The sequence below is a fragment of the Brevibacillus panacihumi genome, from assembly GCF_003710985.1.
GTDB classification, from domain to species: Bacteria; Bacillota; Bacilli; order Brevibacillales; family Brevibacillaceae; genus Brevibacillus; species Brevibacillus panacihumi.
Window position 1 is genome coordinate 32,862 of record NZ_RHHT01000032.1, and the last position, 15,448, is coordinate 48,309.

The following is a 15,448-nucleotide window of genomic DNA, read 5'->3' on the forward strand; positions in this document are numbered from 1 at the left end:
CCTTGCCTCCTCCTAGGACACTTCCGACGCGCTTTTTCCGAGGTACGCCTCGATGACGCTGGGGTTGTTGCGGATTTGCTCCGGTGTCCCCTCGGCGATCTTGCGTCCGTAGTCCAGCACGTGAATGTATTCGCTCAAGCCCATGACCAGCTTCATGTCATGCTCGATCAGGATGATGGTCAGATCCAGTTCTTTTTTCAGGAGGCGGATAAATTCGGTCATCTCTACCGTTTCCCGCGGGTTCATCCCCGCTGCCGGCTCATCGAGCAGGATAATCTGCGGATTGGTCGCCAGGGCACGAGCGATTTCCAGCCTGCGCTGCAATCCGTAGGGCAGGCTCCCCGCCGCTTCGTTGGCGATATGCTCAATCCCTACATACTCCAGCAGCTGATAAGCCTCGACCCGTGCCTTCTCCTCCTCTTCGCGAACGCGCTTGGTGTGGAACAGAATCCCGAGAAGCCCCGCCGACAGACGGCTATGGGTCCCGACCATGACGTTTTCCAAAGCCGTCATTTGTTTGAACAGACGAATGTTTTGAAAGGTTCTGGTAATCCCTCTCGTAGCGATCTGGTCAGGGCGAAGTCCTTTAATGTTCTTGCCCCCCAGCAGAATTTCTCCTTCGTCCGGCTCGTAAAAACCCGTAATCATATTAAAAAAGGTGGTCTTGCCCGCCCCGTTCGGACCGATCACGGCGGTAATGCTTCCTTTTTCGATCTTGATCGACACGTCCTGATTGGCGACGAGACCGCCAAAGCGCTTGGTCAATCCTACCGCTTCCAATATTGCCATTTTGACTCCCTCCCTCTTCGCTACGATTGTTTAGTAGATGACGATTGAGAAAGCTTGCTCAAAATTCCCAATTTGCCACTGCTAAACGGGCTTGATTTGATCGCACCGAGATCGTTGGTTTTCCTTTTTGCCGGAATCAAGCCATTCGGACGATACAAGGCCACGAAGATCAGCATGATCCCGAACACCAGTCGTTGAAACTTGGAAGGGTCCAACTGGTTGGGCAGGTTGATAATGCCGGATTGCTGCAAGGAATGCAGGAAGTTGGAGAATTCCTTCAAAAGCTGTACCTGCAAGAGGGTGACAAAAGCCGCCCCGAGGATTACCCCTGGTATGCTTCCGCTTCCACCGAGAATGACCATGACGAGAATCCCGATCGATTCCATCAGCGTAAACGAAGTAGGGTCAATAAAGGTTTGCTTTGCTGCGAAAATAACTCCGACTACTCCTGCGAAGGATGCCCCTGTCGCGAAAGCAGCCAGCTTGGTGTTCAAAAGCGAAATTCCCATCGACTGGGCCGCCAGCTCGTCTTCGCGGACCGCGATCCAGGCCCTTCCCAGTCGGGAATGTTCAAAGCGGATGTTCGCCAGCACGATGAAAGCGATGACAAACAACACGATAAAATAGAAGTAAAACGGCGTCCCCATCTTGAGGCCAAACAGCTCTGGCGCCGGGATCGGCGTGATGCCCTGCGGCCCGTTGGTAATGTTGATCGGCTTATCCAGGTTGTTGAAGACGATGCGAATGATTTCACCGAACCCAAGTGTTACGATCGCCAGGTAGTCACCCTTTACCCGCAAGACCGGAAGCCCCAATAAAATGCCGAATATGGCGGCGACGATCAGTCCCACAATGAGGAACGGCCAGAACCAGTCACCAGTCAAGGGAAACAGATTGCCGGCGATAAACTCGTTCGCCTGCGAGGTCGAGAAAATCGCGTACGCATACGCCCCAGCCGCGAAGAAGGCCACGTAGCCCAGGTCCAGCAATCCCGCGAACCCGACGACGATGTTGAGTCCGAGCGCCATCGCGACGTAAATTCCAACCTGTGATGCCACTTCCATATAATAGCGGTTTTCCCCTGCCACCAGCGGGATGATGACGATCAGCACCAAGGCCCCGATGGCAAGTTTGATCTTGTTGCTCGTATTCGTGAAATAAAGCAGGACGATCGATGAAAGAATACCGAGAAACGAAAGGACTGACTTATCCAAAAAGTGCAGCAGCAAGGAAAATACGGCGATCCAAATCAACGTAACATAGAGCGGAATTCCTTTGAATGATTTCCAGACCAGGTTTGCCATGAGTTTCACCTACACTTTCTCTTTCACAGCTTCGCCAAACAGCCCTTCCGGCTTGAAGAGAAGCACGAGGATTAGAATACTGAACGCAAACACGTCTTTGTACTCGGCGCCAAACGCCTGGTTGGTCAAAGGACCCATATACGCTCCTGCGAGGGACTCCAGCATCCCGAGCAGGACGCCGCCTACCATCGCGCCGCGCAGGTTGCCGATTCCGCCCAATACTGCAGCAGTGAATGCTTTCATCCCAAGAATAAAGCCGATGTACGGATCAATGGTTCCGTAATTCTGGGCAAACAGTACCCCGGTAGCTCCGCCGAGGCTGGAACCGATCAAAAATGTAAGCATGATTACCTTGTCGACATTTATGGTCATTAGCGATGCCGTACTTGGATCCTGGGCGACGGCACGCATGGCGATTCCCCATTTTGTCTTGCCAATAAACAGCGTCAATGCAATCATCAAAACAATGGCCAGAACGATGACTACCAATCCTTTAATCGGAATCGTCGCGATGCCGAACACAGAGACCGTTCCCGTAAACAACACGGGCGTATTCAGGTAGAATTCATTGCGCGCAATCGCTTCGGCAAAACGAACAATGTCCTGCAGCAAAAAGGAGACGCCAATGGCCGAAATCAAAGGAACCAATCGCGGGGCCCCTCGCAGCGGCCGATAAGCAAGCCGTTCTATCCCCACGCCCAATGCTCCGGTCAATATCATCGTGATGACAAGCGTCATCAAAAGGGCTACGTATGGATTCATGCCCTCAAGCCCGCCGATCGCGTCTGTAATCAGCAGCACCTCCGTCCCAACGAAGGCACCCACCATGAAAATTTCTCCATGAGCGAAGTTGATAAATTCCAAAATCCCGTACACCATCGTATAGCCTAGCGCGACGACGGCGTACATAAATCCGAGTGTCAATCCGTCCACCAATACTTGAGGCAAAATGCTAAGCAGCATGCTTTCCCATCCCTCATTCCTTTGTAAACTTGTCGTTCGATTCCGCTGCTCCGACGGCCGCATTTCAGAACGGCCCGACAATTTCCGGCCCAGATTCTGAAGCTCCATGAAGGAGGGGCGAACACTCTCGTGCCGCCCCTAGCTGGATGAGGCCTGTTCGGCTTTTCCCTCTGCGCAATCCAAGAGTGCAAGACTCGCTTCCAATACCGCCGCAGCTAAATGACTGAGGCATGAGAGTTTTTTCAAGCAGAATTGAATCCCCCTTTTCTTTTCCCAAAAACTCTCAATCAACGACCTTGCAAATCAAATTGCGGCTTTTTTTCTATCTTCTTTAATAGGACTTAAGGTAGATATAGCTTGTTTATTCTTTATTGTAAAATAAATTAGAAAATTTACAAGAGAAAAAATATATTTTCCAATCACATATTCGTTCGATACATCAACACTCCCAAAAGGATCAATTGAACTCAAATGAATATATCATCGCTTTACAATACTAAAGCGTCACAATCCCTATTCAAGAGGAAGAGAGGGATGTACGATTCTGCCTGTCTTTACTTCTACGATCCCCTCTGCCGTCAATCTGGCGTAGGGAAGATGCGTGGATGAGAAGAACAGCATCGAATAGATCGGATCTAGATGTTCATGCCCCTTTTCGCGCATCAGCTCGATCAGCTCCTCCGCCCGGCAGATGATTTCCTCCATTGGAGCCGGTGAAAATTTGCCTGCCAGTGGCAAGGCGCATTCCCAGACGATTTTTCCCTTGTCGATGAAGACGACGCCCCCGCCCATTTCCCGGACCCGATCCACTGCTTGGGCCATCGCCTGAGGATCGCGCCCGATGGCGAGCCACTCACCGGAGGCCGTATACGTGCTGGCCAAGCCCTCCAGATGATTGCCGAAGCCCGACAGTACCGCCTGTGTCTTCCGTTTCCCGACAGGATCGATCGCTACGATCGCAGCGAGCTTCGGATCATGTGCAAGCGAGATCATCCCTTTTTCATCGGTCGGAAACGACTGCATCCGCAATCGGGTAATCACTGCGCTCGGCATCTCGATGACAGGCGTCTCTTCCGCTTCCTGCCGGATCGAAAACCACTCTGCCCTCGTTGGCTGATCAAGGATGTCCACTGGCGGAAAGGTATACAATTCCCAGTCGGGCTTTACTGTCGGGATCAGCAATTTGCCGTTCATTGCTGCGCGTTGACCGTTGGCAATCACCAGCTCTGGTGTCGGCTCATCCTCTGCCGATAGCAGCAGCAGGTCGGCGATCCTGCCCGGGGCTATCCCGCCTACTTCCCCATCGACTCCGTAGTAAACAGCAGGATTCAGCGTCGCCATCACATAGGCTTCGATCGGGGGCATCCCTGCCTCTATGGCTAGACGAATGGTATAATCCATCAGCCCGTGGCGATACAGCGGCGGTGTGCTTCCGTCCGAGGTCAGCATCATCCGCGGCGACCACGGGAGTCCCAGATCCTTCCACCCGCGAACCAACTCCGGCAAATCCGGGCGGATCGAGGAGTGGCGCAGCGTCGCATACATGCCCAAGCGCAAGCGATGCAGCAGGTCTTGAGCCCGTATCCCTTCATGGCATGCAGTAACCCCGGCGGCAGCAGCCGTATTCAACGTCTCGACCGACGCTCCAGGATGGTGGCCTTCCATTCGTTTGCCCAGGTCACCGGCATGCTTCAAACCAAACAGGATTTCTTCCGATTCAGCCAGCACGCCATGCCAGTCCGTCAGCTCTCCGCCCTGAATCACCAGGGGATGCTCCAGCATGCGCGCCAAGCCTTGCTTTGTATAATGCGGGTGAGCTTTTCCCGTCTGCGGGTCCAGCCTTGCCCAGAAAAAGGATTTTACCGGGTGGGCGGCGAGGGAAGCCAGCATGTGATCTACCTGCCCCATCGGCAAATTCATCAGCATCATCGTGTCTGAGACCAGCATCGTCGTTCCGCGCTGCAAGGCAAAATCAGCCAAGCTGTACGGGTTGTACCACTGAAAAGGATGCGCATGCGGTTCGATATAGCCGGGAACCAGGAATTTTCCTTGCGCCTCGATTATGACGGTATGTTCATCAGCAAGCGGCTCCTGCTCCCCGACGTAGGCGATCCGCTCCCCTGCGAGACAGACATGCAAGGTCTGCCATTCCTTCGTATATACGTTCAGGACTTGCGCTCCCCTGATCCACATAGTGGCCGGCGCTTTCCTTCGCGATACTCGTATCAATTGAAGATGCGCCTCTTCTGTTATCTTTCTTACACGCATGCTGAATCACTCCTTCGCTGTCATCTGTATCTTCTGAATAGTCGTTCATTATTTATGCTTTCGCCACGAATGGGAACAATCCCTCTCCACAACTTATTTCCCTTGAAACAATTACCATGTCTGCATCCCATGCTCCCAACAAAGACTAGGCTATATAACAGGCATATTACAGGAGGCAGACCAAACATGCGCAGAAACGTGGGTACTACAGACGCGATGATTCGGATAACGGCTGGATTACTGGGTCTTGCATATGGCGTTGGCAGAATGAGCAGGCGACCTCATCGCACTCCTTGGCTCTTGATGTCCCTATCCGCGATGAAGGTGGCAGAAGGTGTGACCCGCTTTTGCCCCATGTACGCAGCCATTGGGATGAACTCCACGGGGGAAAAAAGCGAAACCGGCAACTTGATGGACAGAATCAAGAAATCGAGCATTCAGGCTGTCATGAATCAGGTGACGGGCGGCTCGGACCTTACAGAGAGCAAAGAAAAAGAACCGGCGGCTGCACATATGGAGCATCGCAAACCGGTACTCACTGCAGAAGACCGAAAAATAGAAGAAGCGGTTCGCGAAGCCGTCAGCGAATCGGCGGAAGCGAAGTCGGCCGTCGCCGGGACCGATCGAAAAAACCGCTCTGACCATTACAGCCATGATGAACACCGATACCCTACCTACTCTTAGGGGGAGATACCTTTGTTAGTTGGACCAGCTCTGTATGAATGGTTGTCACACAATCTTTTTGTCATCGCGATGATTGCAGCCGTCATTATTGCCTTGATCTATGCTGGTTTTACCATAAGCCGCAAAAAAGGCAGATACCGCCAGTAAAAATACTGGTGGTTTTTTTCTTTTCAGAGTTACTTGTTTCACATATAATTGTCATAGCAAGCAAATATGAAGGCAAAGGAGTACTTGAATTGACGGATAGAACCCGTGACGAGTCCATGGGCTTTTACATTGGCAACATGTACCGCAGAATGGTGCAGCACACCTCTGTCCAGCTTCGTCCTTTTGACATCACGATCGAGCAATATGCCATTCTGTTTCAATTGTGCAAAAGCGACGGCATCAACCAAAAAGAGCTCGCCCTGCGCACCTCCAAGGATCAGCCTACCATTACCCGCATTCTAGACGTCCTCGGCCGCAAGGGATTGGTCGAAAAAAAGATGTGCCAAAATGACCGCCGGGCCTTTTTGATCAGCGTTACAGCCAAAGGACGCGAGTTGATGGAGCAGGCCATCCCCGTAGAAAATAAAGCCCTTGAGCAGGTATTCGAGGGAATCGAGCCCGAGCAGCTGGAATGGCTGAAGCAAATTGCGATGCACTGTATCGCCAACATCGAAAGACATACAATCGAATAGGAGTGACCATTTTGAATGAAGAAAAACAAGAACAGCTGTGGACGAAGGATTTTATCCTGATCACCATAAGCAATCTGCTCCTGTTCTCGACAGTGCAAATGCAGGCGACCACCTTGCCTGCCTACGTAAAAGAGGCTTATCATGCCAATGATTTCGTAGCCTCTCTCGTGATTACCCTGTTTAATATTTGCGCCATTCTGTCCCGCATGTACACCGGGGAGGCGATCAAGACCAAGAGCAGCAAGCTGCTTGCCGCAGTAGGGCTCCTCATCGCCAGCCTCGCGATGCTCGGCTACTATTTCAGCGCCACCATCGCCCTGTTGATCTTCCTGCGAGCATTGTTCGGTATCGGTTTTGGATTGGGCAGCACGACCTTTGCCACTTTGGTATCCAATGCAGTACCCCCCAAACGAATCGGCGAAGGCATGGGGTATTTTGGATTGTCTGTCAGTCTTGCTTTGGCGCTTGGGCCCATCGCAGGAATTACGCTGCTCGGCGAATTTGGCTTTGCCACCATGGTATTTGCTGCGATCGGGATGGTGGTCATCTCCCTTCCGCTGCTGTTTGGCACCAAAACCCAGCCGAAGCCTGCTCCCTCCAGTCCGGATCAGCAGATACGTGGGATGAGACGGTATTTTGACCGCAAGATTTTGCTTCCAACGGTTTTGAACACCATCGTAGCCATTACGTATGGCGGATTGATGAGCTTTTTGGTCTTATATGGAAGAGAGGCAAATCTCGCCAACGTCAGCTGGTACTTTTTCTGCAACGCAATCGCCATCGTCCTGGTTCGTCCGCTGTCCGGCAAGCTGTTCGACCGGAAGGGGCATATTGCCGTCCTGCCGCTGGGAGCCTTGTTTGTGTTCATCGGCCTGATGATTCTCTCCTTCACGAACAATAACTATCTTCTTTTCACCTCAGCCGCTTTTTATGGGATGGGATACGGATTTCTCCAACCCGCGATCCAGGCCTGGATGGTGAAGGTCGTGGAGCCCGAACAACGCGGTATGGCCAATGCTGTCTTTTTGAGTACGATCGACCTCGGAATCGGAATCGGTTCCCTGCTGCTCGGAGCAATCGTAACCTACTCCAGCTACAGCGTCATGTATCGCTGGTCAGCCGTCTTCATGCTGTTATTTTTGGTCATTTACTTCATTTCGTATGTAAAAGGAAAAAAAGCCGCCAAAGAACAGCAAGTGGCAGCTTGACGAAGAGAAGCCTTCACCTGAAAACTCAGTCAGGTGCAAGGCTTCTCTGTGTTTTTAAGGCATGTGAGTGGCGAACAGAGCAGAAAGAGCGAGCAGCAGGATGATTTTGGTGAGCCATTCAACCTCCCGATGGCCGGCACGCTGTTCTGCACTCTCGACTGCTGCCTCCGCCCCGCTTTGCAGGCGCTTGGTCAATTGCCGATCCATGATCAATTTTCTGGTGAAGGCCAGAATCAGGAGAAGGCTCGCGGCGAAATGCCAGTAGGAGAGGGGCAAGCCTGCCAGGAGGCGAACCATATCCAGCAGAAAGAGACCGACGCTTCCTCCCATCCCGTAGAGATTGTAGCGATTCCAGGACTGTATCGACAGATGTTCGACGGAGGTGATCAGCTCCGGGTTGCCGCTTGCCGACGAGATCCGCAGCAAGAAAGGGCGAACACACGCCGCCAAGATGATCCCGCCCCCTAATATGAGTGCCAGACATAGCGTGTCAAGCGCAAGTACGATGATCGAAAGCATTCATTTTCCTCCTTTCATTTAAGTTGGTCAACCAACCAATATACATTGAAAAAACAGCCTTCCCTTTTCTTCCTTGGAAGGACCATTTTTCCGTGTCATTCTTCTTCTTGAAGGGACATGGCCATCTTTTCCAAAACGAGGTATGCCCGATCCAGATCAAAGTCTGGATTCAACATCTTTTGCAAGGCCAACCCGTCGAAGCAAGCGAGCAGAATGGCAGCGACGGCAGCGACATCCTTCTCCTCGGCATTCGGCATCATCGGCTTCAGTAAGTTGGAAATGCCGCTTTGTCCGTTGTCGATAATCTGATTTACTTTCTCAGCAAAATGAGGGTTGCGCAGGCCGATGGCAAATAGCTCATAGCGAAGCCGATACCAGTCTGGATGCTTCTGTACCCGATCTTTCGTCGCTTGCATAGCAGACTCGGCGAGCTGTCCCTCGGGAACGGCTTGCTTCAGGGCTTGCATATCGCGGGTGTATTGATGAGAGGCTTCCAGCACCACATCGGACAAAACCTCCTCCTTGTTTTGGAAGTAATAATGGACCAGTCCTGATGTAATGCCGGCCTCTTTGGCGATCTCCTTGATCGAGGCTTTTTCATATCCCTTCTCGGCAAATAGCTTGGAGGCGGCTTCGACGATTTTTTGCTTTTTATCCTGCTTCACGGTGATCCCTTCTTTTTGGTTGGTTGACCAATTTATTTTTGAATATACTCCATCCGCAGGCCGTTTGCAAGGGAGAAAGGCATGCAAAAAACCCTGACAACCAACGATCGGCTGTCAGGGCTGTCATGCAGGCTATTCCCCGCTGCGTACGGCACGGGCTGCGATGTCCGTACGATAGTGGGCTCCCTCGAATGAAATCGTGCGTGCAGCCTCGTATGCTGCTTCACGCGCTTTTTCCAGATTCTCTCCGGTACTGGTGACGCCAAGTACGCGGCCGCCGCTGGTGACAACGCCCTCAGGCACAGCCTTGGTGCCTGCGTGGAACACCGTGACGGGCTCCTTGACTTGCTCCAGACCATGGATCGGCGCACCCTTCGGATATTCGCCAGGATAGCCGGGAGCAGCCATGACGACGCAGACTGCGCTTTCCTTTTTCCAGGTGACATCGAGCGAAGCCAGCTCCCCGCTGACCGTCGCAAGGAAAATCTCCAGCAGGTCGGTCTCCAGCAAAGGCAGGATGACCTGTGTTTCCGGATCGCCAAAACGGGCGTTGAACTCGACGACTTTCGGTCCCTCGGAAGTAATCATCAGGCCGGTATACAGAACTCCCTTGAACGGAATGCCGTCTGCCGCCATCCCTTTCGCCATCGGCTTCACAATGGTCTCCACGATCTCGTTCACAAGCTCGGCAGACATCTGCGGGACAGGGGCATACGTCCCCATGCCACCCGTATTGGGTCCCTGATCATCATTGAAGACTCGCTTGTGATCCTGGGAGGTGATCATTGGTTTGACAGTCTCCCCATCCACGAAAGACAGCAGAGACAATTCCTCGCCGCGCATGCATTCCTCGATGACTACGCGGGCTCCGGCGTGGCCGAAGATGTTCTCCTGCATGATCTGGTGCAGAGCCTCTTCCGCTTCTTCCAACGTCTCGGCTACGACGACGCCTTTTCCTGCTGCCAAGCCATCCGCCTTGACGACAATCGGAGCACCTTGCTCGCGTACATAGGCAATGGCCGATTCGTAGTCGAGGAAGGATTCATAAGCAGCCGTCGGGATGTTGTAGCGTTTCATCAGGCTTTTGGCAAAGGATTTGCTGCCTTCAATCTTGGCCGCATGGGAGTTTGGTCCGAAGATGGGCAGATTGCGCTCTTGGAAAAAATCGACGATGCCGCCAAGCAGAGGATCTTCCGGACCGACAACAGTCAGATCGATGCCTTCGTCCTTGACAAACTGGGCCAAAGCGGCAAAGTCATGGACGTCGATGGGTGCATTGGTTGCAATTTGGGCCGTTCCTCCATTCCCCGGTGCGCAATACACCTTTTCCACCCGAGGGCTTTGCAGCAGCTTCCAGGCAATGGTGTGCTCGCGTCCTCCACTGCCGACGATCAAAACATTCATGTTCTTTCCTCCTGTGTTAGAGGTTCCGCGCTCTCTTCTAGTGTTTGAAATGGCGTGTGCCGGTAAAAATCATGGTAATGCCGAAACGATTGCAGGCATCGATGGATTCCTGGTCACGAACCGATCCGCCCGGCTGGATGATGGCTTTTACTCCTGCCTGTGCGGCTGCTTCTACTGTATCCGGCATCGGGAAGAATGCATCCGATGCGAGAACGGCTCCCTGAGCGTTCTCTCCTGCCTGCTCAATGGCGATTTTGGCGGCCCCGACGCGGTTCATTTGACCCGCACCTACGCCGATGGTCATGTTTCCTTTTGCCAGCACGATCGCATTGGACTTCACGTGCTTGACGACCTTCCAGGCGAATTTCAACTGGGCCAATTCCTCCGCAGTCGGCTGACGCTCCGTGACTACACGAATTTCCTCATCCTGCAATTGCTTCAGATCGTAATCCTGCACCAGAGCACCTCCTGCCACTGGAGCGATGCGGAACAGGTTGTCTGTGTTTGCTTCCGGCTGGTTCAGAGTCGGAATGCGCAACAGACGTAAGTTCTTCTTCTCCATCAGTACCGCCAAAGCCTCTTCGGTAAAATCAGGAGCGAGAATAATTTCGAGGAAGGTCTCTTTCAACATCAGGGCTGTATCGCGGTCAATGCTGCGGTTCGCCGCGACGATGCCGCCGAAAATAGAGACAGGATCGGCTTCGTACGCCTTTTGATAGGCTTCCCGAATATCCGCGCCAATCCCGACACCGCATGGATTGGAGTGTTTGATGGCGACGACGGCCGGCTGATCGAATTCACGCACGATGGCCAGAGCAGCGTCGGCATCATTGATATTGTTGTAGGAAAGCTCTTTTCCGTGCAGTTGCTCGGCATAAGCGATGCTAGCTCCTGCAGCCAGAGGCGTGCGGTAAAAAGCGGCGCGCTGATGCGGATTTTCGCCATAACGAAGATCCTGCGCTTTTTCATAGGTGACGGTATAGCTTTCGGGGAGCAGTTCTCCCACTTGCTCGCTCAAATAGCGGGAGATCAGGGCGTCATAAGCTGCGGTATGACGGAATACCTTGGCTGCCAAACGACGGCGCGTCTCCAGCGCAGTATCCTGCCCGGCTTCAATCTCTGCCATAACCTGCTCGTAATCTTCGGAATCGACAACAACGGTCACAAAGGCGTGGTTTTTCGCCGCAGAGCGTAGCATCGTCGGTCCGCCGATATCAATATTTTCAATAGCTTCTGCGAAGGTAACATCCGGCTTGGCAATCGTCTGTTTGAATGGGTAGAGATTGACGACGACCAGATCGATGGTTTCGATGTTCAGCTCTTGCAGTTGTTTCTGATGGGCTTCGTTGTCGCGTACGGCCAGAAGACCGCTGTGGATGTTAGGATGAAGCGTTTTGACGCGTCCGTCCAAGATTTCCGGAAAGCCGGTCACTTCGGATATTCCGATTACGGGCACACCCGCTTCTTTCAGGAGTGCAGCTGTACCTCCCGTGGAGATGATCTCCACTCCGGCAGCAGCCAGGCGACGGGCGAATGGAATCAATCCAGTTTTGTCCGATACGCTGATTAACGCTTTTTTGACACTCACAGTTAGGACCTCCTGACATTTATAAAAAGAAATGGTGAACCGAATAAAACACGAACATTCATCTATTATTAAATCATAATTGTACGCTTTTATCAAGAATCTCCTCAGAAACGTCAAGGAGGCAAAAACAGACAAAGCCGCGATTGCCGGGCAGCAAATCGCGACTGAATCCATGCCTATCGAAATCAGGTTTTACCGTTTTTTCTTTCTTCCACTCGAGAGCTTTTTCACCCTCTGGGCCAGCGACAAATGGCTGCTTTTCCCGTTCGCTCGCGATACACTGCTTTTTTTGCCGCTCTTTCCTTTTACGTCTCTTGGAAGCATTTTGCCCAGTTCATCCAGTGAGAGTTTCTTGCCGCTTTGCATTTGGTTCTTTACTCTTTCCTTGGTTTCCTCCGGTACATCCAGCCCCATATTTGACAATTCGCTGAGAACCGAATCGATATTTTTTCCGTCCTTCGGCATCTTTTCGGCAAGCTTCATGATGTCGGAAAGCGTCCATTCCCGCCCGGTCCGCTGGCTTAGCTTGCCCAGCAGATCACCAATAATATCCCCGCTCATTGGGCCCCTCCTCTTCATTGGCTTCCCTCTACTCTATGTCGGAAGGGGCTGTTTGGTTTTCCCGCTGTCCACCCAATTCTGCGCTACGGGATTCGATTATTCGTATTTAGCCAAGACCTCCCGGAGGATCTGCTTCATCTCGTCTATCAGCGCCTGCGGCTTTATTACAGTCGCTTCTTTTCCCAAGCTGAGAAAAAAGTGGGCAAAATACGAGATCTCACTTTCCGGAACTTCCTGCTCCATCCAGCCGCTGCCATCAGGATGAAGATGAAGACGGGGGGCGTGGGCGGGCCATAGTTCGGCTTCGCAGCGCTGGACGCCGATTTTGGTCAGCTCCACGTAAAAGAGGACATCCTTTCGCTGCCGTTTGCTAAACGATTCCCAGTTCCCCAAATGAATATGCCGATGGTCCAATGGACTCGCGTCTTCTGCGATCTCGACCGCATCCATGCGATCACAGCGAAACAAGCGAAAATCCTCGCGCAAAAAGCAATAGGCGGGACAGTACCAAAACCCGTTGCTGGCGTAGATGCCGACCGGCTGGATCAGGCGGCAGGACTCCCCATCGCGGGAATCGTACTGCATACGGATTACTTGCTGGAAAATAGCCGCTTCGAGAAGCAGGGACAGGTGCTGTGATTCCTTCTGTCGGGTCGGGGCGAAAAAGTCCACGCGGTTCTTCATCTGATCGATGCGGTCTCTGACGTCGCCCGGCATGTAGTAGAAAAATTTATTCAGCGCAGAGCTGGATTCTGTCTCAAATGGAAGCGATGGGTAGTGGCGCAAGGAATGGCTGGCAAAAAACATGGCGACTGCCTCTTCCTCTGTGAACGCGATAGGGGGAAGAATTCTTTCCTTCAGTACCTGATAGCCCCCGTGAGGACCCACCTCCGAATACAACGGGACCCCCAGTTCGCTCAGCTCCTGCAAATCCCGCAGGATCGTCCGGGATGAGACGCCGAATTGGTTGGCAAGCTCATTGACCGTAAATTTGCGCATCCGGTTGACGGTCATCATCAGCTCCATCAGTCGTTTGGACTTGGACATGGCAAGCATCCGCACCTTTTTTATCATAATTATGACAAAACCTGTCACTATTATACGCTAGAGTTAAGACAGGCAAAGCCCCTAATCAAACGAAATGGAGTGATTGTTCATGGAAGCAACGAAGGAATTGAAGGATTTTCTGTTTGAAGAACTGGAGCTAATTGTCCGTACTACCGCAGGTTTGGTTCGGAAGATTTCTCCGCAGGATTGGGAATTCAAGCCGCGTGAAAACATGCGCACGATACGCGAGCTCGTTTCCCACCTCGTCGCCATTCCGGCTGTAGATCTGCTGATCCTTCAAGAGAACAGTCAGGACGACGTTCGGGCTCTGGAAGCGACTTTTGACCAGGAGCATGATCCGGAGTTTTGCTCGATCGCATGCAGCAGGGATTGCGGGCTTTGAAGGCGTATATGGAAAACTTGAGCGAGGAAGATTTTTTGCACAAGAAAACAACACCCTATTACCTTCCTGACCACGGCGTTGCCCAGGCGAAGTGGCTGATCGAGATCACCACCCATGCCCAGCATCATCGCGGACAGCTTTTTACCTATCTGAAAACGCTTGGATATGAGATCAATATGTTTGACTTGTACTAAATGCAAAGGGGAATTCCTTCATGGCAACGACTTCACCCAAACTCCCATTGACCCCCGAAGAAAGAAAGCAATTGCGGGCGGCCAAGCTTACCTTGAGACAGATTCCTGCACTAGAAGCAGAGGAGCTTGCGAAAGCCCTGCAGGTATCGCAAGAAAGAGCGAGATACTTGCGGGCGCTGGCGGAATTTCAAACCATTCCCTCGATTGGTCCCAGAGTGGCTGAAGGGGTAGTCTCCCTCGGTTTCTATTCGCTGGAGGAAATTAAAAATGAGGATGGCGCCGATTTGATCAATCGCTATGAGTTGATGCTGGGCTATTGGGAGGACCCTTGTCTGGAGGACTGCTTTCGCTGTATCGTTCATCACGCGAATCATCCGGACTCTGAGAGGAATTGGTTTGACTTTACTGCGGAGCGCAAGCGGTATCGGGCTGAGCACGGGTATCCTGCTTCTAGGCCCGGTATTGCTTGGTATGAGCTTAAAAAGATGCCGTAAGGTGCCTTTTCATTTTGCTGTCATCGATCTGTAGTGGAGATGAGGAAAAAGGAGAAAACGCTCAGGCGGGTTGGGATCTTTGCTGGGGGCCATCCCTGGCCGCCTCCCACTCCAAAGGCGGAACCGCGGCCAAAAGCAGCCGTCTCGGGGATGAAAAATCAGGGTTGTCCGCTAAATACGTGTTCCGCCTTTTCCGTTCCCGGCTTGGTTGAGATCCCAAATGCCTTCGCTTTTTTCTCCTTTTTCCTCTACCAGCTTTGATCGGTCGGAAAGCCGTTTTTTTGTAGGCTTCTCCGTGAAATTTATCGTGTGTTTACAAATCATATTGGAAGACAAATGGCAGTTTGGAACAGGGAAATATCGTTCCATTCTGCCACTTCATGTTGCCTTTCCGTAATTGCCGCTTGAGAAAGAAGACAAGTTGATCTTGCCTTCTTTTCTGTCCAACTGGACTTATGGCGAGGATCGATTTATTAAACCATTTAAACTCTTAAAATGTGATTTAGGGTTACAGACAGTATATGTAGAAACAACATAACTACTGTGTTAAATGCAAAATTTCCCAATTTAACCCATTTTTTGATATCATGATCTATAGGCTGCAAATTTTAACTACTTGCGGTCAACTCTAATCAATTAGAGGTGATTCTTGGAATGGGTCCAATCATAGGATTTGC

At 51.9% G+C, this 15,448-nt stretch carries 17 protein-coding genes; 7 read left to right on the top strand and 10 right to left on the bottom strand.

The features are described from left to right. Positions 1-12: 12 nt before the first annotated feature. The 4 genes from EDM58_RS16090 to EDM58_RS16105 all read right to left on the bottom strand — a co-directional run bounded on the left by EDM58_RS16090 (position 13) and on the right by EDM58_RS16105 (position 5,324). Complete coding sequence (locus EDM58_RS16090) at positions 13-789, bottom strand: ABC transporter ATP-binding protein (RefSeq protein WP_122914248.1); 777 nt, start codon at positions 787-789, stop codon at positions 13-15. Between the two features lie 20 nt (positions 790-809). Further along, the gene (locus EDM58_RS16095) at positions 810-2,093 is read right to left on the bottom strand and encodes a branched-chain amino acid ABC transporter permease (RefSeq protein ID WP_122914311.1); all 1,284 of its coding nucleotides are present in this window, start codon (positions 2,091-2,093) and stop codon (positions 810-812) included. A 9-nt stretch (positions 2,094-2,102) separates the two neighbouring features. Further along, complete coding sequence (locus EDM58_RS16100) at positions 2,103-3,056, bottom strand: branched-chain amino acid ABC transporter permease (RefSeq protein WP_122914249.1); 954 nt, start codon at positions 3,054-3,056, stop codon at positions 2,103-2,105. Positions 3,057-3,569: 513 nt separating this feature from the next. After that, positions 3,570-5,324, bottom strand: coding sequence for an adenine deaminase C-terminal domain-containing protein (locus tag EDM58_RS16105; protein WP_122914250.1), 1,755 nt, complete (start codon positions 5,322-5,324; stop codon positions 3,570-3,572). 186 nt (positions 5,325-5,510) lie between these two features. Here EDM58_RS16105 and EDM58_RS16110 point away from each other — a divergent pair, with 186 nt between their 5' ends. The 4 genes from EDM58_RS16110 to EDM58_RS16120 all read left to right on the top strand — a co-directional run bounded on the left by EDM58_RS16110 (position 5,511) and on the right by EDM58_RS16120 (position 7,896). Further along, positions 5,511-6,008, top strand: coding sequence for a YgaP family membrane protein (locus tag EDM58_RS16110; RefSeq protein ID WP_122914251.1), 498 nt, complete (start codon positions 5,511-5,513; stop codon positions 6,006-6,008). Between the two features lie 12 nt (positions 6,009-6,020). Then, positions 6,021-6,155, top strand: a complete 135-nt coding sequence (locus EDM58_RS26410) for an EYxxD motif small membrane protein (RefSeq protein ID WP_281275092.1) — start codon at positions 6,021-6,023, stop codon at positions 6,153-6,155. An 89-nt stretch (positions 6,156-6,244) separates the two neighbouring features. Further along, positions 6,245-6,688, top strand: a complete 444-nt coding sequence (locus tag EDM58_RS16115) for a MarR family winged helix-turn-helix transcriptional regulator (protein WP_246000786.1) — start codon at positions 6,245-6,247, stop codon at positions 6,686-6,688. 11 nt (positions 6,689-6,699) lie between these two features. Continuing rightward, on the top strand, positions 6,700-7,896 hold the full coding sequence (locus EDM58_RS16120) for an MFS transporter (RefSeq protein WP_246000788.1): 1,197 nt from the start codon (positions 6,700-6,702) through the stop codon (positions 7,894-7,896). Positions 7,897-7,950: 54 nt separating this feature from the next. Here the strand turns inward: EDM58_RS16120 and EDM58_RS16125 are convergent, their stop codons facing one another. The 6 genes from EDM58_RS16125 to EDM58_RS16150 all read right to left on the bottom strand — a co-directional run bounded on the left by EDM58_RS16125 (position 7,951) and on the right by EDM58_RS16150 (position 13,680). Next, a complete protein-coding gene (locus EDM58_RS16125) occupies positions 7,951-8,415 on the bottom strand; it encodes a hypothetical protein (protein WP_122914253.1) in 465 nt (154 codons plus the stop codon). 95 nt (positions 8,416-8,510) lie between these two features. Then, on the bottom strand, positions 8,511-9,080 hold the full coding sequence (locus EDM58_RS16130; RefSeq protein ID WP_122914254.1) for a TetR/AcrR family transcriptional regulator: 570 nt from the start codon (positions 9,078-9,080) through the stop codon (positions 8,511-8,513). A 132-nt stretch (positions 9,081-9,212) separates the two neighbouring features. Then, the gene (gene purD, locus EDM58_RS16135; RefSeq protein WP_122914255.1) at positions 9,213-10,484 is read right to left on the bottom strand and encodes a phosphoribosylamine--glycine ligase; all 1,272 of its coding nucleotides are present in this window, start codon (positions 10,482-10,484) and stop codon (positions 9,213-9,215) included. 37 nt (positions 10,485-10,521) lie between these two features. Next, on the bottom strand, positions 10,522-12,072 hold the full coding sequence (purH, locus tag EDM58_RS16140; protein WP_122914256.1) for a bifunctional phosphoribosylaminoimidazolecarboxamide formyltransferase/IMP cyclohydrolase: 1,551 nt from the start codon (positions 12,070-12,072) through the stop codon (positions 10,522-10,524). Between the two features lie 192 nt (positions 12,073-12,264). Then, complete coding sequence (locus EDM58_RS16145) at positions 12,265-12,633, bottom strand: hypothetical protein (RefSeq protein ID WP_023556575.1); 369 nt, start codon at positions 12,631-12,633, stop codon at positions 12,265-12,267. Positions 12,634-12,729: 96 nt separating this feature from the next. After that, positions 12,730-13,680, bottom strand: a complete 951-nt coding sequence (locus EDM58_RS16150) for a helix-turn-helix transcriptional regulator (RefSeq protein ID WP_122914313.1) — start codon at positions 13,678-13,680, stop codon at positions 12,730-12,732. A 109-nt stretch (positions 13,681-13,789) separates the two neighbouring features. Between EDM58_RS16150 and EDM58_RS26230 the strand changes: the two genes are divergently transcribed. Genes EDM58_RS26230 through EDM58_RS16160 form a run of 3 tightly spaced genes read left to right on the top strand, consistent with a single transcriptional unit; the run spans position 13,790 to position 14,771 of the window. Beyond that, positions 13,790-14,083 (top strand): hypothetical protein, encoded by a 294-nt coding sequence (locus EDM58_RS26230; protein WP_246000790.1) that lies wholly within the window; start codon positions 13,790-13,792, stop codon positions 14,081-14,083. 8 nt (positions 14,084-14,091) lie between these two features. Continuing rightward, a complete protein-coding gene (locus EDM58_RS26235; protein ID WP_246000792.1) occupies positions 14,092-14,277 on the top strand; it encodes a DinB family protein in 186 nt (61 codons plus the stop codon). Positions 14,278-14,297: 20 nt separating this feature from the next. Further along, a complete protein-coding gene (locus EDM58_RS16160) occupies positions 14,298-14,771 on the top strand; it encodes a helix-hairpin-helix domain-containing protein (protein WP_122914257.1) in 474 nt (157 codons plus the stop codon). Positions 14,772-15,448: the final 677 nt, after the last annotated feature.